At 68.1% G+C, this 17,112-nt stretch carries 13 protein-coding genes and 1 pseudogene; 6 read left to right on the plus strand and 8 right to left on the minus strand.

The window, feature by feature from the left end; translation table 11 throughout:
• Positions 1-137 precede the first annotated feature (137 nt).
• Positions 138-581: a universal stress protein gene (locus tag A5752_RS27995; RefSeq protein WP_067085481.1), complete on the plus strand. Its 444-nt coding sequence runs from the start codon at positions 138-140 to the stop codon at positions 579-581.
• Here the strand turns inward: A5752_RS27995 and lnt are convergent.
• Both lnt and A5752_RS12300 read right to left on the minus strand, forming a co-directional pair.
• Positions 547-2,052, minus strand: a pseudogene (gene lnt / locus A5752_RS12295) (apolipoprotein N-acyltransferase); the annotation flags it as partial. The gene A5752_RS27995 and the pseudogene lnt overlap by 35 nt on opposite strands.
• Positions 1,988-2,869 (minus strand): fructose bisphosphate aldolase, encoded by an 882-nt coding sequence (locus tag A5752_RS12300; RefSeq protein WP_067085483.1) that lies wholly within the window; start codon positions 2,867-2,869, stop codon positions 1,988-1,990. The pseudogene lnt and the gene A5752_RS12300, both read right to left, overlap by 65 nt.
• Positions 2,870-2,993: 124 nt before the next feature.
• Here A5752_RS12300 and A5752_RS12305 point away from each other — a divergent pair, with 124 nt between their 5' ends.
• On the plus strand, positions 2,994-4,304 hold the full coding sequence (locus A5752_RS12305; RefSeq protein ID WP_067085485.1) for a cytochrome P450: 1,311 nt from the start codon (positions 2,994-2,996) through the stop codon (positions 4,302-4,304).
• Here A5752_RS12305 and A5752_RS28215 read toward each other — a convergent pair whose 3' ends face one another.
• From A5752_RS28215 to A5752_RS12320, 4 genes are read right to left on the minus strand one after another with little or no spacing between them, the layout of a single operon-like run.
• Positions 4,305-5,264, minus strand: a complete 960-nt coding sequence (locus A5752_RS28215) for a hypothetical protein (RefSeq protein WP_353612398.1) — start codon at positions 5,262-5,264, stop codon at positions 4,305-4,307.
• Complete coding sequence (locus tag A5752_RS12310; RefSeq protein WP_353612399.1) at positions 5,164-7,470, minus strand: AAA family ATPase; 2,307 nt, start codon at positions 7,468-7,470, stop codon at positions 5,164-5,166. The genes A5752_RS28215 and A5752_RS12310 overlap by 101 nt, the downstream gene beginning before the upstream one ends.
• 10 nt (positions 7,471-7,480) lie before the next feature.
• Positions 7,481-8,314, minus strand: a complete 834-nt coding sequence (locus A5752_RS12315; RefSeq protein ID WP_156613802.1) for an SDR family NAD(P)-dependent oxidoreductase — start codon at positions 8,312-8,314, stop codon at positions 7,481-7,483.
• Positions 8,308-8,979 (minus strand): MBL fold metallo-hydrolase, encoded by a 672-nt coding sequence (locus A5752_RS12320; protein ID WP_067085486.1) that lies wholly within the window; start codon positions 8,977-8,979, stop codon positions 8,308-8,310. Before A5752_RS12320 ends, A5752_RS12315 begins: the two co-directional genes overlap by 7 nt.
• Before the next feature lie 84 nt (positions 8,980-9,063).
• Between A5752_RS12320 and uvrA the strand changes: the two genes are divergently transcribed.
• Positions 9,064-11,973, plus strand: coding sequence for an excinuclease ABC subunit UvrA (uvrA, locus tag A5752_RS12325; RefSeq protein WP_067085488.1), 2,910 nt, complete (start codon positions 9,064-9,066; stop codon positions 11,971-11,973).
• On the opposite strand, the gene A5752_RS12330 is transcribed toward uvrA, so the two are convergent.
• Complete coding sequence (locus tag A5752_RS12330; protein WP_067085490.1) at positions 11,963-13,120, minus strand: winged helix DNA-binding domain-containing protein; 1,158 nt, start codon at positions 13,118-13,120, stop codon at positions 11,963-11,965. The genes uvrA and A5752_RS12330 overlap by 11 nt on opposite strands.
• 118 nt (positions 13,121-13,238) lie before the next feature.
• Between A5752_RS12330 and A5752_RS12335 the strand changes: the two genes are divergently transcribed.
• From A5752_RS12335 to A5752_RS12345, 3 genes are read left to right on the plus strand one after another with little or no spacing between them, the layout of a single operon-like run.
• Positions 13,239-13,712, plus strand: a complete 474-nt coding sequence (locus A5752_RS12335; protein WP_067085492.1) for a lipoprotein LpqH — start codon at positions 13,239-13,241, stop codon at positions 13,710-13,712.
• A 26-nt stretch (positions 13,713-13,738) separates the two neighbouring features.
• The gene (locus tag A5752_RS12340; protein ID WP_156613804.1) at positions 13,739-15,397 is read left to right on the plus strand and encodes an ATP-binding protein; all 1,659 of its coding nucleotides are present in this window, start codon (positions 13,739-13,741) and stop codon (positions 15,395-15,397) included.
• Positions 15,379-16,584 carry a CHAT domain-containing protein gene (locus A5752_RS12345; protein WP_197500600.1) on the plus strand — a complete coding sequence of 402 codons (1,206 nt, stop codon included), beginning with the start codon at positions 15,379-15,381 and terminating at the stop codon, positions 16,582-16,584. The genes A5752_RS12340 and A5752_RS12345 overlap by 19 nt, the downstream gene beginning before the upstream one ends.
• Here A5752_RS12345 and A5752_RS12350 read toward each other — a convergent pair whose 3' ends face one another.
• The gene (locus tag A5752_RS12350) at positions 16,585-17,040 is read right to left on the minus strand and encodes a hypothetical protein (RefSeq protein WP_067085494.1); all 456 of its coding nucleotides are present in this window, start codon (positions 17,038-17,040) and stop codon (positions 16,585-16,587) included.
• Between the last annotated feature and the right edge of the window lie 72 nt (positions 17,041-17,112).

Consider the following 17,112-nt stretch of genomic DNA (forward strand, 5'->3'; position numbering starts at 1 on the left):
CGCGGGTAGGTGTAGGCGGCGTCACCTGGGATAGTCCAGGGTGACCTTGAGACCGAAGTAGGACGAAATCGCAGGAAACTGCCACTCGAGCGGCTACTGTTCCGGGTGGCAACGGAACTGACACTGGGAGGATATGGATGAGCGCGTATCAGACCGTCTTGGTAGGCACGGACGGGTCCGACTCGTCGCTGCGGGCGGTGGAGAAGGCCGGCCATATCGCCGGAGCCGATGCCAGGCTGATCGTCGCCACGGCGTATTTCCCCCAGAACGAAGACCAGCGAGCGGCCGACGTGCTCAAGGACGAGGGCTACAAGATGTCCGGCAACGCGCCCATCTACGCGATCCTGCGCGAGGCCAAGGAACGTGCCCACCAGGCGGGCGCCCAGAACGTCGAGGAGAAGGCCGTTGTCGGCGCCCCCGTCGATGCGCTGGTCGAACTCGCCGAGGAGGTCAAGGCCGACCTCCTGGTCGTCGGAAACGTCGGCCTCTCCACCATCGCGGGCAGGCTGCTCGGTTCCGTCCCAGCCAACGTCGCACGCCGGTCCAAGACCGACGTGCTGATCGTGCACACCACGCCGTAGCCACCGCCAGGGCAGCCGCGATCGGCCACGCACCCCATCGCTGATAGAGGGTGGTCCGCGCATCCAGCGGGATGTCGACGACGGCGACCCCGCGCTCGGCGGCCGGCAACCACGCCAACCTGCGTCCCTGCGCGTCGAACGCCGAGCTGACCCCAGACAGCGCCGCATGAACCGCGGGACGGCCCACCTCGACCGCGTGAACGGCGGGCATCGCCGTCAATTGCGGTTGGGCCCAACTGCCTTGGTACGACGACGTCGAACTCTGGTAGACGAGCAGCTCGGCGCCCTGTCGCGCCTGTGACCGCGCGAGGTCGGAGAACAACGTCTCGAAGCTGATCAGCGGTCCGATCGCGACGGTGTGGGTGTGCAGCACGACGGGTCCGTCGCCGCGACGCCGGTCCTCGCCGGCGGCTCCGCTGTTCGAGGTGGCCCAGCCGATCAACGGCCGCAACGGCACATACTCACCGAACGGCACCAGACGGGTTTTGGCGTACGAGCCGCGCACGCCTCCGGAGTCGATGAGCACCGACGTCTTGTAGATGCCGCCCGACGCCGCCCGGGCGTCGACGTTGACCAGCAGGTCCGCACCCACCCGCCGGGACAGGTCGGCCAGGCGCGAGATGACGTCGGGGTGGGTGGCGAGATCCACGCCGACACTGCTCTCGCCCCACACGACCAGGTCCGGCCGTCGACCCACAAGCTCCTGGGTCAACGCTTCGCTCGCCGCCTGGCGCGCGCTCGATTCGTCGATGTCACCCGGCTGTACGAGCGCGACGCGGACCGTGGAGCCCGGCGTGGGTGCCGGTCCCCACCAGAACCACGCGGGGCCGGCGGCCAACAGAGCCAGCGCGAGTGCCGCGGGCACCGCGGAGCGCCGTACCAGGGCCGAGGCGAGTGCGGTGTTGACCGCGACGACGAGGAAGCTGACGAGCCACACGCCGCCGAGGGAGGCGGTAGCAAGGGTGGCCGGCTGATTCCATTGCGATGCGCCGAGGACAGCCCAGGGCCCGCCGAGGCGGTCCCACGACCGGACCGCCTCCGCGAGCACCCACATGCTGGGCAGCACCACCACGGCAACCAAGGCCCTGGCAGTGGTGAGTTCGCCGGCGAGCAGGCGGCGTGCCGCCCACCCGAACGGCAGCCACAGCGAACCGAATCCGGCCGCGAGCACGAGCAGCAGCGGACCGGCGCTCGGCCACAGCCAGTACTGGGTGACGCCGACGAACACCGCCATCGCCAACCACGCCCGGACCGCGGACTGCCCGGTCGTGGGGGCGGCGCGGCACACGAGCAACAGCGGGACCAGCGCGAACCAGGCCAGCCACCACAGAGCGGGGGCGGGAAACGCGAGCGCGGGGAACGCGCCGGCGACGATCGCCGGCGCGTGACCCCGCAGCGAGATCAGATCAGGTGCTCGACGCCTTGGCGATGCTCGCGATCGCCTGATCGAGCGTGGAGTTGAACTCCTCATCGCTCTGCTGAGCCGTCAGACCCTCGGTCAGTGCGCGCGAGAAGCTCGCGATGACCCCGATGTTGCGCGACAGTTTCTCGTTGGCCTCATCGCGGCTGTAGCCACCGGACAGTGCGACCACCCGCAGCACGTTCGGGTGATCGACCAGCTCCTTGTACAGGTTGTCGGTATCGGGGAGCGTCAGCTTGAGCATGACCTTCTTGTCGCCGAGCTTGTTGACCCCGTCGAGCAGAGCCGCCTTGAGCTGATCCTCGGCCTCGGCCTTCTTCGGGCTCTTGATGTCGACCTCGGGCTCGATGATCGGCACCAGGCCCTTGGCGAGCACCTGCTCGGCGACCTCGAACTGCTGCGCCACCACGGCGTCCAGTCCGGCGCCGGGCAGCTTGATGACCGAACGCTCCTTGGTGCCGAAGATTCCCTTCTCGACGGCGCGGTCGAGCAGATCGTCGAGGCCGGGCATCGGCTTCATCGTCTGCGCGCCGTCCTTCTCCTCGGCCAGACCCTTGTCGATCTTGAGGAACGGCACGATGTTCTTGACGTTCCACAGGTAATCGGCCGTCGGGCGGCCCTCGATCTCGCGGTCCATCGTCATCTCGAAGAGGATCGCGCCCATGATGCGGTCTCCGTCGAAGGCCGGGCTGGTGATGATCCGGGTGCGCATCTCGTGCACCAGGTCGAACATCTGGTCGTCGCCGGAGTAGGCGTCCTCGGAGATCCCGTAGAGCTTCAGCGCCTTGGGGGTGCTGCCGCCGCTCTGGTCCAGCGCCGCGATGAACCCGGCGCCGCTCTGCGCCTTCTTCAACTGATCGGTGTTCATGTCTGCCCTTTCTTCCTCACCAGGCAATCTAGCGAAGTTCACATCGCCGATCGTCAGATGGCCGCCCAACTTCCGGTGCAGGCCTTGTCCGGGTGGGACAATGCGCTCGACGGGGAGGCCAATTATGACTGCAACAGTGGCCAGGTCAGGAATCGCACCGCGCGAGAACGGTGTCCCGCCCCCGGTCGTACCTCTCGCCGACGTCAACCTCGGCTCCCTCGAGTTCTGGGAGCGCGACGACGACGCACGCGACGGCGCGTTCGCGACACTGCGTCGCGAAGCGCCGATCGCCTTCTTCGACGCGCCGGAGTTCCCGGGCTTCACCGCGGGGTCCGGTCATTGGGCGTTGACGACGCTCGACGACATCCACCACGCCAGCAGGCACCCCGAGATCTTCAGCTCCGTACCGACCAGCACGGCGCTCACGGACGTGCCCGCCGAGGTCGCCGAGTACGTGGGTTCGATGATCAGCCTCGACGACCCGCGTCACCTCCGGCTCCGCAAGATCGTCAACCGCTCCTTCACGCCCAAGGTGGTGGCGCGCATCGAGGACAGCGTGCGTGAGCGGGCGCAGCGGATCGTGACCAAGCTGATCGCCGACCATCCGGACGGGCAAGCCGACTTCGTCGCCGAGGTGTCGAGGCTGCTGCCGCTGCAGATCATCTGCGACATGATGGGCATCCCGGAAGAGGACGAAGCGCGCATCTTCTACCTGACGTCGGTCACCCTGGGCGCCGGCGACGACGAAGTGGTGGCCGGGGGATTCGAGGAGATCGTCAGCGCGGTAACGGAACTGGGCCACTACGGCGTGCAGCTGGCCGAGGAACGGCGCGCCAACCCTACAGAGGACCTCACCACGAATCTGGTACAGGCGGAAGTCGACGGCGAACGGCTGACATCCGACGAGATCGCATCCTTCTTCATCCTGCTGTCGGCGGCGGGCAACGAGACGACACGCAATGCGATCAGTCACGGTCTCGTGGCACTGACCCGATATCCCGAGCAGAGAGCCAGATGGTGGGCCGACTTCGACGGTCTGGCCGCCACCGCGGTCGAGGAGATCGTCCGGTGGGCCTCGCCCGTAATCTTCATGCGGCGCAACCTGACTCAGGACATCGAGATGCGCGGCATCACGATGCACGCCGGTGACAAGATTTCGATGTGGTACAACTCGGGCAACCGCGACGAGACCAAGTTCGACAATCCGTGGCTGTTCGATGTGTCCCGGGATCCCAACCCGCACATCGGATATGGGGCGGGAGGCGCGCACTTCTGTCTGGGCGCCAACCTGGCGCGCCGCGAGATTCGGGTGCTGTTCGAAGAGCTCCACCGCCGGCTTCCAGACATCGTCGCCGCAGAGGAACCGGCCGTCCAGCATTCGGCTTTCGTGCACGGCATCAAACGACTACCCGTCGCCTGGACGGTGCCCGCCTGATCAGGGCAGCGCCGCGGCCCACTTCTGATGACCCTCGTACCCGAGGTCGTCGGCCATCTCCCGATAACGTTGGCCGAGTTGGCGATACGCGGTCTCCTCGCCGCAGGCCCGGGCCAGCAGTGTTTTCAAGCGCAGGACCCAGACGTCGCGGATGGCCGATCCTTCGAGCGGCGCGCGCTCCAACTCGGCGACGGCAGCCGCGGCTTCCACGGCGTCTCCATCGGCTCCGCGCTTGAGCAATGTGTCCACGAGGAAACCGATCACCGGAATCCAGTACGTGTATTGCCGCCGGGCCAGCATCGTCTGGGCGGTTTCTCGGATGAGAGGGAGCGCCGCGTCGAAGTCACCACGGTTGGCCCGGTCAAGCCCAAGCAGGGCGTCCATGAACGTGACCTCGACCAACATCGTCCGGTTGCTGGTCCACGCCTCCCTGACCTCAGAAACCATCTGAAGTCCGCGGTCCCAGTCGTCCACGGCGTCCTGATACAACAGTTGTCCACCGAGTACATACCTCGCGATCTCTCCGGCGTAGCCGTAGGAGAACGCCTCCGCGGTTCTCAATGTCGTTTCGGCCTTCGCGACCGCCGATCCGTCGCACGCGACCGCACCGAAGGCCACACCGAGCCCCAGGTTCCACGAGGTCGTGAGCGCGATGGTGAGCGGTTCGTTGCTTTCCTCCGCCAAGGCGAACGCGGCATCGACGTCATCCCGCCATCCTCGAAGGCCGAACCACCACCCGGCCAACCCCCGCAACGCCGTGGCGAGCGCGAGCGGCGAGCCCACCACGAGGCTGCCCTTGGTGAGGTCGCCGGCGGCCCACTCGATGGTGTTCTCCGCCCACCGCAATCCGTCTGCCAAGTCACCGTTTTGGATCTTGATCCCGATGGCGCCGAAGGCGGCCTGCGCCGTCAGGCCGGGATCGCCGATCGATTCGAGGAGCGCCATCTGTTCGGTGGCCATCCGCGACGACTCCCGTGTCTCGCCTCGGAAGTGAAAGTCCGACATCGGTCCCATCATGGCGAACGCCAACGAGGCCTTGTCTCCCGTCAAGTCGCAGAGCTGGCGCAGTTCCTCGAAGCGTGCGCCGCACTCGCGGGCCACCCTCCAGCCGGTCGCGCAGAGGAAGGTGCGGGGCGTGATGCGCATCGTATTGCGTTCCGGATCGTCCTCGGGCAGAGCGTCGGCGACCCGGCACGCGCGCTCCCAACTGACTAACGCGGCCGAGACGTCGCGATTGTTCGACCACCCGCCCGCGCGCATATGCCAGCCGAATGCGGCGTGCAGATCGCCTGCGGCCTCGGCATGTTCGGCGATCAGGGCCGCGTTCTCGTCGAGATTGTCTGCGCTTCGTCGTTCGATCGCGGCGGCCACCCGGCGGTGCAATTCGGCCCTGTTCGGACTTGAGCTGCGCCTCGTAAGCGACCGCGCGAATGAGGGGATGGTGAAACACGAACTCTGGTTCGTCGGTGAACGTGACCTGGTCGATGAGCTGAGCCGTCAGCAGTTCGGCCGGGCGCGGTTCGATGTCGAGCGCCCTCAACAGCTCTGTGCCGAAACGTGATCCGACGACCGACGCCGCACTGAGGGTGCGTTTCGCGGCGGGATCGAGTCGGTCGATGCGGGCCGCGATCGTCGCTTGCAGCGTGGCGGGCACGCTGACATCGGCGGCTTCCGCCGTCGACGCATACGACCCTCGGCGCCCCTGCAGAACGCCGCGTTCCACGAAGTCGCGAATGATCTCCTCGGCGAAAAACGGTGTACCCACCGCCTTTTGGACGACCGTCTGCGTGAGCTGACGCACGGACGGGTCCGGTCCGAGCAGGGCGGAGACCAGGTCGGCGGTCTCTGCGTCGTTCAATGGGCCGAGCGCGATGGTCTGTGTCCCCGGCACCTGGGTCAGCGATCCGCGATATTCGGGTCGGTACGTGATCACCGTCAGCAGCGGTGTCTGGGGGATGACGGTGAGGAACGCGGCGAGCATGGACTCGCTGGACTCGTCGATCCAGTGGGCGTCTTCGATGATGTAGAGCGCAGGCGCCGGTGTGGCCAGGGTGGCCGAATTCACCAGTGCGATCAGGCGTTGCCGACGGCTGTCAGCGTCGATCCGCGGCGGTTCGGCGGAGGGATCGGCGATGCCCAGCATGTCCTCGAGGAGCGCTACGTCGTCGCGGCCGGCGTCGGGGAAGGTCCCCGCTTCGATCAGGGCACGGGCGGACGCCGCATCTACGTTCTCGACGCCGGTCGCCGCCCGCAGCAGCCGGGCCACCACGTGGAACGGCACCTGGGTGGTGTGTGACTCGCATGCCGTGGTGTACACCGGCACTCCTCGGCCGACCGCGGTCGCCGCGAGCTCGCGTGTCAGCCTGCTCTTGCCGATACCGGGTGGTCCGGATATGCCGACCACGGCGCCCTGACCGGCGATCGCCCTGTCCAGCAAGCCTTCGAGCGCCGACTTCTCCCACCGCCGCCCGACCAGTGCCGCCTCGGATCGCAGCGTGACCTGCTCGCGGCCGATGCTCAGCAACCGACGGGCGGGTACGGGTCCGCCGCCGCCCTTGACGTGCACCGACTCCGGCGCAGCGAGCGTGGCCACCGACTCCACCAGCCGCGCCGTCGACGCGCTGAGCATCACCCCGCCCGGCGGGGCTGTCGACTCCATCCGTTGAGCCAGCCCGACATGTTCCCCGACCGCGGTGTAACCCAAAGCGCCGGAACCTATTTCGCCGGCGATCACCTGCCCGGAGTTGAGTCCGATGCGCAGTTGTAGGTCGACGCCGTCGCGCTTGGCGATGTCGGCGGCGACGGCGTGCATCTCGGCCTGAATGCCCAGCGCGGCCAGGCACGCGCGCACCGCGTGGTCCTCGAGCGCGAGCGGCGCGCCGAAGACCGCCATGATGCCGTCGCCGGTGAACTTGTCCACCGTGCCGCCGTATCGTGCGACGACTGCGCTGGCCACGTCCACGAGGTCGGCCATGATCTCGCGCAGCCGCTCTGGGCCGACGGCTCTGGCGATGTCCATCGAATGCACGACATCGGCGAACAGGACCGTCACCTGCTTGTACTCGGCCGACCCGGCGGCACGGCTCAGCGGTGTTCCGCACTCGCTGCAGAACTTGGCCCGCGTCCCCACTTCGGTGCCACACGACGGGCACCGCGCGCCGTCCACACCATCAGTGTCACCGCAATACGCGGTCGAATTGCCTGATCGGATGAATTCCGTGCAGGTCGCGGTACGACGGCGGCTCGCGGCCGCCGGCGTCTTTGACCCCGTAGTCGGCCGCCAGCTCCGCCCCGATGAAGGTCTGGCCGCTCTTGTCCATCAGCCGGGGGTCGTTGAACAAGGCCCAGATCAGATGGCCGGTGAACTCCGGTGTCTCCGTGTTGTCGAGCAGATGGGCGAGCTTGTCGGGCGCGGCCGCGACCAGCTGCTTGAAGCGTTCGGTCAGCAGGACACCCATCCAGATCGACGCCGTCGCGATGCCGAAGTCCCTGAAATCGACGGCCATGTCGGCAGCCATCTTGTCGGTTCCCGCCTTGTGCACGCCGTAAGCCGGGCCGAACACGTAGTGGGCCGATCCGGGCGCGGAGGTGAAAGCCACCAATCCGCGGCGCTGCGGCAGCATCAGCGGGGCCGCGTAGACGGTCGCGACGTAGCTGCTGCGCAGGCCCACGTCGAGGGTGTCGATGACGTTGACGGGTTCGTCCCAGAACCGGGTGCGGCCCATCATCTCCTCGCGGAGGGTCACCGCGTTGTTCACCAGAATGTCCAGCCGGCCGTGTTCCCGCCCGACCCGTTCGAACAGCGCTTTGGTCTGCTCGTCGTCGGCATGGTCGACGCGGACGGCGATCCCGGTGCCCCCGGCCGCCGTCACCTGCTCGGCGGTCTCGTGGATCGACTCGGACCGCGCCGTCACAAACACCGTGCAGCCGTGGCTGCCCAGCGCGTGAGCGATCCCGCGCCCGGCACCGCGACTGGCGCCGGTGACGACCGCGATCGGCGCCTCTACCAACCGCGTTCTTTCCACTCGGCCAGGTGCGGGCGTTCCGTGCCGAGCGTGGTGTCGTCGCCGTGGCCCGGGTAGATGACGGTCGAATCGCCGTAGACGTCGAAGACACGGCGGGTCACGTCGCCAAGCAACTGGTCGAAGGCACCGTCCTCCCACGTCTTGCCGACACCGCCGGGAAACAGGCAGTCGCCGGTGAACAGGTGGGTCGCCTCGTCGGCGCCGTCGAGCGCGAGCGCCACCGAACCGGGGGTGTGGCCCTGCAGGTGGATGACGTCGAAGGACAGGTCGCCGATCTCGACGGTGTCGCCGTGGGCGAGGATCCGGTCGGGGCGGACCGGCAGCGGTTCGGCATCGAGCTGGTGCGCCGCCGTGGGGGCGCCGGTGACCTTGGCCACTTCCTCCAGCGCCTGCCAGTGGTCAAAGTGCTGGTGGCTGGTGACGATCAGCGACAGTTTCGGCGCGTGTTGCTCGATCACCTCGAGCAGGACCGGCGCATCGTTCGCGGCGTCGATCAGCAGTGTCTCCCCGGTTCGGGAACACGTGATCAGGTACGCGTTGTTATCCATCGGGCCGACCGAGACCTTCACGATCGAAGCGCCGGGAAGGGTGCGCCGGGCGCCGGTCCCCGGTTCGACGTGGCCGGTGTAGTTGTCGTCGACGACGGTCATGTCCTCACGGTATCCGGCTTGTCTGGGGCTTGTCGGTGGGTCCACATAGAGTGGCTTTGAACTATCTCTTCGGGAGGGAACCGGGTGGCTGACCGCCTTGTCGTCAAGGGTGCGCGCGAGCACAACCTGCGAAGCGTCGATCTTGATTTACCACGCGACGCGCTGATCGTCTTCACGGGGCTGTCGGGTTCGGGGAAGTCGTCGCTGGCATTCGACACGATCTTCGCCGAGGGCCAGCGGCGCTACGTCGAGTCGTTGTCCGCCTATGCGCGCCAGTTCCTCGGGCAGATGGACAAACCCGACGTCGACTTCATCGAGGGCCTGTCGCCCGCGGTGTCCATCGACCAGAAGTCGACCAACCGCAACCCCCGGTCGACCGTCGGCACCATCACCGAGGTCTACGACTACCTGCGTCTGCTGTACGCCCGCGCGGGTACGCCGCACTGCCCGATCTGCGGTGAGCGCATCGCCCGCCAGACCCCTCAGCAGATCGTCGATCAGGTGCTCGCGATGGACGAGGGCCTGCGGTTCCAGGTGCTCGCGCCGGTGGTGCGCACCCGTAAGGGCGAGTTCGTCGACTTGTTCGACAAGCTGAACACCCAGGGCTACAGCCGCGTGCGGGTGGACGGCGTGGTGTATCCGCTCACCGATCCGCCGAAGCTCAAGAAGCAGGAGAAACACGACATCGAGGTGGTCGTCGACCGCCTGACGGTCAAGGCCGGCGCCAAGCAGCGGTTGACCGACTCGGTGGAGACGGCGCTCAACCTGGCCGACGGAATCGTCGTGCTGGAGTTCGTCGACCGCGAAGACGACCACCCCCACCGCGAACAGCGGTTCTCCGAGAAGCTGGCCTGCCCCAACGGCCACCCGCTGGCCGTCGACGACCTCGAACCGCGCTCCTTCTCGTTCAACTCGCCCTACGGGGCGTGCCCGGAGTGCACCGGGCTCGGCATCCGCAAGGAGGTCGATCCCGAGCTGGTCGTGCCCGACCCGGACCTGACCCTGGCCGAGGGCGCGATCGCACCGTGGTCGATGGGGCAGACGGCGGAGTACTTCACCCGGATGCTGGCCGGTCTCGGCGACGCGCTCGGTTTCGACGTGAACACGCCGTGGAAGAAGCTGCCTGCCAAGGCGCGCAAGGCGATCCTCGAGGGCTGCGACGAACAGGTGCACGTGCGGTACAAGAACCGTTACGGCCGAACACGTTCGTACTACGCCGATTTCGAGGGCGTGATGGCGTTCCTGCAGCGTCGGATGGAGCAGACCGACTCCGAGCAGATGAAGGAGCGCTACGAAGGCTTCATGCGCGATGTGCCGTGTCCGGAATGTGAGGGCACACGGCTCAAGCCCGAGATCCTCGCGGTGTCGCTGACGGCGGGGCAGTTCGGCGCGAAGTCCATCGCCGAGGTCGCCGAGCTGTCGATCGCGGATTGCTCGGAGTTCCTCAACGCGCTGACGCTGGGCGCACGCGAGCAGGCGATCGCGGGGCAGGTGCTCAAGGAGATCCAGTCACGGCTGGGGTTCCTGCTCGACGTCGGCCTGGACTACCTGTCGCTGTCGCGGGCCGCCGCGACGCTGTCCGGCGGTGAGGCGCAGCGCATCCGGCTCGCCACCCAGATCGGGTCGGGCCTCGTCGGGGTGCTCTACGTCCTCGACGAACCGTCGATCGGCCTGCACCAGCGCGACAACCGCCGGCTGATCGACACCCTGGTCCGGCTGCGCGACCTGGGCAACACGCTGATCGTCGTCGAGCACGACCTCGACACCATCGCCCATGCCGACTGGGTGGTCGACATCGGTCCGGCGGCCGGCGAGCACGGCGGTCAGATCGTGCACAGCGGTCCGTACGAGGAGCTGCTGAAGAACCCGGAATCGCTTACCGGAGCGTATCTTTCGGGTAAGGAAGAGATCGAGGTGCCCGCCATCCGGCGGCCGGTCGACAGGAAGCGGCAGCTGACGGTCGTCGGCGCCCGCGAGCACAACCTGCGCGAGATCGACGTGTCGTTCCCCCTCGGCGTGCTGACCTCGGTGACCGGGGTGTCGGGGTCGGGTAAGTCGACGTTGGTCAACGACATCCTGGCGTCCGTGTTGGCGAACAAGCTCAACGGCGCGCGGCAGGTGCCCGGTCGGCACACGCGGGTGACGGGCCTGGACAAGCTCGACAAGCTGGTGCGCGTCGACCAGTCGCCGATCGGCCGCACACCGCGCTCGAACCCCGCCACTTACACCGGCGTCTTCGACAAGATCCGCACGCTGTTCGCGGCCACCACCGAGGCGAAAGTGCGCGGCTATCAACCGGGCCGGTTCTCGTTCAACGTCAAGGGCGGCCGCTGCGAGGCGTGCTCCGGCGACGGCACCATCAAGATCGAGATGAACTTCCTGCCCGACGTGTACGTACCGTGCGAGGTGTGCCAGGGCGCCCGGTACAACCGCGAAACCCTCGAGGTGCACTACAAGGGCAAGACCATCGCCGAGGTCCTCGACATGTCGATCGAGGAGGCGTCCGAGTTCTTCGCGCCGATCACCTCGATCCATCGGTACCTCAAGACGCTCGTCGACGTCGGCCTGGGTTACGTACGGCTCGGCCAGCCGGCGCCGACGCTGTCCGGCGGTGAAGCGCAGCGCGTCAAGCTGGCCTCCGAACTGCAGAAGCGGTCGACCGGGCGCACGGTGTACATCCTCGACGAGCCGACCACCGGCCTGCACTTCGAGGACATCCGCAAGCTGCTCAAGGTGATCAACGGCCTGGTCGACAAGGGCAATACGGTGATCGTCATCGAGCACAATCTCGACGTGATCAAGACCTCGGACTGGATCATCGACATGGGGCCCGAGGGCGGGGCCGGCGGCGGCACGCTCGTCGCATCGGGAACGCCCGAGGACGTCGCGGCCAATCCGGACAGCTACACCGGACACTTCCTCGCCGAGTGCCTGGGTGTCGACCGGCCGAAACCCAAGGCGCGCAACGGCAAACGCAGGAAGGTCAGCGCTTAGACAGGGGCGATGGGAACCGCGGGCTGATCCGCACGCCGTCGAGCCATTCGGTCAATTCGTCGGCGCGCTTCTGCAATCGGGCGCGTGCCGAACGGCCCACGTCCTCGAGCAGCCGCAGCTCGACCCGTCCGGCGTCGTCCTGACCCCACGCGCCGACGATCCTGCCGTCGCACCACGCGGTGGGTCCGCCGTTGCCGTTCCTGTCGAACACCTGCTCACGATGCGACCCGAGGTACCAGTCGCGGTCGAACCAGCCCATCGTCGTGACGTCTAGCCCGGGCAGCAACGCGCACCACGGCTCCGGCGCGGGTTCGACGTCGAGGTCATCGGCTAGCGCGAATCCCGGTGTGCCGTCGAGGTCGACCTCGACGGCGCCGATGTCCTTCAACGCCTGCCGCGCCCAAGTCAACGTGTTGCCGAACCACCACTTGATGTCGGTGACGGTGGCCGGGCCGAAGCCCGCCAGCCACCGCCGCACGAGCGCCGCGCGCGCCGTCTGGGGGTCGACGGCGTCGGCGGATCCGATCCAATCGCTGCTGACAACCCAGCGCGGTCGCGACGTCGTCCACTTTCCGTCGTTGGGCCCCCGCACGATGTCGCCGCGCACCGACAACACCGTCAGGATCCGCGGCGCCAGCGGCGTTTCGCCACCCCACCGCTTACCGGGCGCCGGATCCCAGGTGCCCGCCAACTCGGGCAGGGCCGCCCGCAGGTCTTTCGCGCTCGTCGGCCCGTGCTCGGTCAGATACCGCAAGACCGCCATACCGGCCGCCTCGAGCCAGGCGTCGCCGTCGGCGCAGAGCCCCGCCTTCTGCGCATCGGCGATGAGCCGGCGACGTTCGTTGTCGGCGACGCGGTCGCTGGCCGCGGACTGAATCAACGGCAGGTCGCCGATGCGCACCGTCCACAGCGTTCTGCGCATCGCCAGGTGTTTGACCAGCGTCCGCCGCTCGTAGAGGTCGGCGTCCAGATCGGCCGCGGCGAACACTGGGAGCCGTGCCCACAGGGACAGGTACGGGGTGGCCGGATCGGTGGCGTGCAGGCCGAGCACGCCATCGACCACGGCGCCGACGGAGTTGGCGGGCGCACACACGAAGTGCCGATGGGCCAGCCGTGTCCGCCGCTCGTCGACCGTGAACCTGCGCATCGCCTGCGAACCGTACCGTCGGGCGCCGACAAAGTTTGGGATCGGTAGCCACCGGCGCGGCTTTGACTTCCTCCATGACGGGCGCCATCGGGGCGACGTTCAAACGAAGGGAAGAGCGATGAATCGGGTTGTAGTGGGTCTGATCGGACTGGTCGCCGGCGCCACCGTGCTGGTCGGCTGTTCGGACGACAAAGGCAGCGCCCCTGCGGCCAGCGCCGCGGGTGTGAGCAACGGCGGCAGCACGCAGGTGAAGGTCGACGGCAACGACCTCGAGGGCCTGGACCTCAACACGGTCACGTGCGTCAAGCAGGGCGGCAAGATCAACGTCGCCAGCGGCGCGATCGGCGGGCAGCAGGGGTTGGGCATCGTGATGACCGACGAAGCGACGCCGACCGTCGAGTCGCTGGGTATGGTCGTCGACGGCAATGCCCTCGCGGTCACCAACACCATGGGCGCCAAGGTCGGGTCGGCCGAGGTGAAGGTCGATGGCGACACGTACACCATCACCGGCGAAGCCACCGGCGCCGACATCTCGAACCCGATGGCAGGGTCGATCACCAAGCCGTTCACCGTCACGGTCAACTGCAGTTGAGCGATCCACCTCCCGAAGCGGCGGGCATGCCAGGCATGCCCGCCGCTTTCTATGATTCAGCCGTGGCGATCCCCGCGGACCTCGAGCGCGCGCGTTCCCTGGCGTTCGCCGCCAACGAGGAGGCGGCCAAGGACCTGTTGCTGTCACTGGTCCCGCAGATCGAGCAGGCCGACCGCGACGACTGGATGCTCGAGGTGTACGCGTTGCTCGGCGAGATCTACCTCGTTCGCACCGCCTACAACGGCACCGAGGAGTGCCTGCACCGCATGCGCGAATGCCTCGCCGTCTACTCGGGGATCCTTGCCGGTACCGATTCCGAGGCCGCCGCCCAGGTGACGATGTCGCCGGCCGAGATCGAGCTGACGGTGCGTCGGTACTCGCGGCGGGCCCGGTTCCTGCAGACCGGGTTGGCCGCCGCGCACGGCGACCACGAGACGGCCGAGGCCACGCTCATCGCGCTGACCGACGACGAGCCCGTGGCCGAACTCGCCGCCGAACACCACTTCCTGATCACCTACGCGGAGATCCTGTGCGCGGTCGCGCTCTGCGATGACGACCTGCACGTGAAGTCGATTCCGTTGTGGGAACGGGTCATCGACGTCATCCAGCGCCGCGGGGCGTCTCCGGACGAGTTCGACGACCACCTCCTCGTCCTCGGGGCCACCGGCTACGGCAGGTTCTGCGTCGAGACGGGTCGCCTCTCGGAGGCCGAACCCTGGCTGCGGCGGGCGGGGGCGCGGGGCGAGGCGCGGGGGTGGCGGCTTGCGGTCGCGCGTACACACCTCGAACGTGCGACGGCGGCGTGGTCGGCGGGGGACCGGCCGCAAGCCCAGGCGTTGGTGCACGAGGCGTATCCGGCGATCGCCGAACATCTTCGCGCACACGATGTCTCGCGGTGCTGGCTCTACTTCGGGTTGATCAGCATCTCCGTGAACGCACTCGACGACGCCGACGAGCGACTCGGGCACGCCGAACGGCACTGGCGTGAGATCGAGAAGCCGCTGCACATCCACCGAATCCTGTTGCAACGCAGCTGGGTCGACATCTTCCGTCAAGACTTCACCGCGGCGAAAGAGCGTGTCACACAGGCCCGCGAGCTGCTCGACGCGTGGCCGCGACACAGCTGGCTGCAGTACGCGCGGCTCGACGACCAACTCGGCAACATCTGGCGGGCTGACGCGCTGGCCGATCCGGCCAACGCCGCGGAAAAGCTCGAGAAGGCCGCCGAACTCAAACTGCCCGCGGCGCTGGCCGTCGACTCGGTGCGGCACGCGATTCCCGACGCCGACGCCCGCATGCGGTGGGCCACCCACGTGTCCGCGCCGATCCTCGCGGGCGCCTTCGCGGTCGCCTGGGAGTGGGGCAACACCGAGCTCGTCAGCGAACTCATCGAATACCACAGCGCGCGCGGCACGTTCACGGCCGAGCCGGGGTCGGCGGACGCCCTGGCCTGGGCCGACACCGCCACCGCGGCGGTGCCCGTCGAGTCGGCCGAGGAGTACGCGCTGGTCGCTGCCGGGCCGGTCATCACCGGCGGTGCGTCGCTGACGCGGCTCGGACCGTTGCCGCCGCTGGTGATGGATCCGACCACCGCGCCGATCATCGGTCGCTACCGCGCGCTGGCGGCCGAGCGCTACGGCCGCGACGTGACCGCGGACGAGCCCGCGTGGTCCACGTGGCCCTGACCGAGACCCTGGTCCTGCGGTTCGCCGACGTCGGTGTGGCGACCTACGCCAGCCTGCGGGTCGTCGGCGATCCCGCCAAGACGGTCACCTGGGTAGTCGAACAGCAAGACCTCGCCGGGGCCATGCAGCGGCTGGCCGAGGCGCTGCCCGACCCCGTCGGCTCCGAGACCAGGCGCGACGCGCTGAACCGCGCGATCACCACAGGGGCGTTCTCCTCGCCCACAACCGAATTCGAGCTCGCCCGAGCATTGGGCACACACCTGCTCCCGGCGTCGGCCTGGCAGCTGCTGGCCGACCACGCGGAACCGCCCGCGACGCTCTTCGTGTCGCCGAGCGCGAAACTGGCCAGGATGCCGTGGGGTCTGCTCGCGGCACCCAACGGCGAGGGCACCCGGCTGATGGAACTGGTCGAGGTGCTGATGGCCGCACCGCCGAACATCGTCAATTCGCCTCGGACGTCGACGGATTGGAACAACAGGTGTGACGACCCGATCCTGGTCGTGCTCGATCCGCGGGTCCCCGGCCAGCGGCCCGACTCGGCGCTGGGATCGGTGCTGGGCCGGCCGTCGCCCGATACGGTCCTGGCCCGTCATTTCGCCGATCTACGGACCCGTCGCACGCTGTTACCGGACACCGAAGGCGTCGTCGAGTTGTTCCGGCGCACGGACGCCGACCGCGGCTGGCTCGCCGGCCACCTCGGCAGGCGGCCCAGCCGGATGGTGTACGTCGGGCACGCGACCGCCGCCGACGGCGACGCCGGCCACGCGGACCGCGCGGCCCTGCATCTGGCCGAGGAGCGGCCGCTGACGGCCGGTGAACTCATGACGGCGCGGTTGCCGTTCCCTCCGCGGGTGGCGCTGCTGGCGTGCGCCTCCGGAGGCGACTACCAGTTCGATGAGGCCAGCGGGCTGGTGGCCGCGATGATCCTGAGCGGCGCCCAACTGGTCACCGCCACCCTGTGGTCGTTGCCCACGACGGCCGGTTACCGCCAGTTCGCGGCATCCGACGCGGATCCGATGAGCGAGGCGATCGTCGCCGTTGACAGCGCTCACGAATCCCACGATGCCGGATGGGCGGTGAACGCCTGGCAGCGACAGCGGATGCGGGACTGGCGCGACGGCGATCGCAGCGCCAGCCCGCTGTATTGGGCGGCCCTGGTCAGTTTCGCCGTCGACGGCGCCCGCTGATCACGCCGGCGCGACGCAGATCGCTACGGCGGACTCGTCGCCGGGACGGTAGTAGGTGTCGATGACGCTGCCGGGGGAGACCTTGACGAGTGCGGACGCGGGCACCAGCGTGGTCTCGTGAGCTGGAAACTGCCCGCCGCCAGGTTTTTTCACCATCACATCGAGTTCGACTTCCCGGCAGTCCTCGAGGGCCTGTCCCGTGGGCCGCATGGCGGTGACGACCGCCGGCGACCGGACCCCGCTGCGGATCAGCTCGAGCCGGTCGTCTGTGAGCAGGCCCTTGCGCACCAGCGTCCGATCGAATTCCGCCCGCGCAGCGCGGATATCGTCCGCCGTGGCCACCCGCTCGTCGGCCTCGCCGGGCTCCGGTACCGAGAGCCTCCAGCTGGGCAGTAACGAAGCGGCCGTGGTGCCGATGTAGACGATGCAGACGAACGCGAACAGCGCAGTGAACATGTCTTCAGGGTCGGACGGCCGAGCCGCTACCGAACCCAACTTTCTCGCTGTCCACAAGCGGGACCTACTTCT

The sequence above is a fragment of the Mycobacterium sp. 852002-51961_SCH5331710 genome (assembly GCF_001665535.1).
Classification (GTDB): domain Bacteria; phylum Actinomycetota; class Actinomycetes; order Mycobacteriales; family Mycobacteriaceae; genus Mycobacterium.

What these genes read in the sequence shown, in the direction of transcription:
- A5752_RS12305 (WP_067085485.1), top strand. Translation starts at nt 2,994, where the DNA reads ATGACTGCAACAGTGGCCAGGTCAGGAATCGCACCGCGCGAGAACGGT.
- A5752_RS12320 (WP_067085486.1), bottom strand. Translation starts at nt 8,979, where the DNA reads ATGACCGTCGTCGACGACAACTACACCGGCCACGTCGAACCGGGGACC.
- A5752_RS12335 (WP_067085492.1), top strand. Translation starts at nt 13,239, where the DNA reads ATGAATCGGGTTGTAGTGGGTCTGATCGGACTGGTCGCCGGCGCCACC.
- A5752_RS12350 (WP_067085494.1), bottom strand. Translation starts at nt 17,040, where the DNA reads ATGTTCACTGCGCTGTTCGCGTTCGTCTGCATCGTCTACATCGGCACC.
- A5752_RS12300 (WP_067085483.1), bottom strand. Translation starts at nt 2,869, where the DNA reads ATGAACACCGATCAGTTGAAGAAGGCGCAGAGCGGCGCCGGGTTCATC.
- A5752_RS28215 (WP_353612398.1), bottom strand. Translation starts at nt 5,264, where the DNA reads ATGGCCACCGAACAGATGGCGCTCCTCGAATCGATCGGCGATCCCGGC.
- A5752_RS12340 (WP_156613804.1), top strand. Translation starts at nt 13,739, where the DNA reads ATGCCAGGCATGCCCGCCGCTTTCTATGATTCAGCCGTGGCGATCCCC.
- A5752_RS27995 (WP_067085481.1), top strand. Translation starts at nt 138, where the DNA reads ATGAGCGCGTATCAGACCGTCTTGGTAGGCACGGACGGGTCCGACTCG.
- A5752_RS12330 (WP_067085490.1), bottom strand. Translation starts at nt 13,120, where the DNA reads ATGCGCAGGTTCACGGTCGACGAGCGGCGGACACGGCTGGCCCATCGG.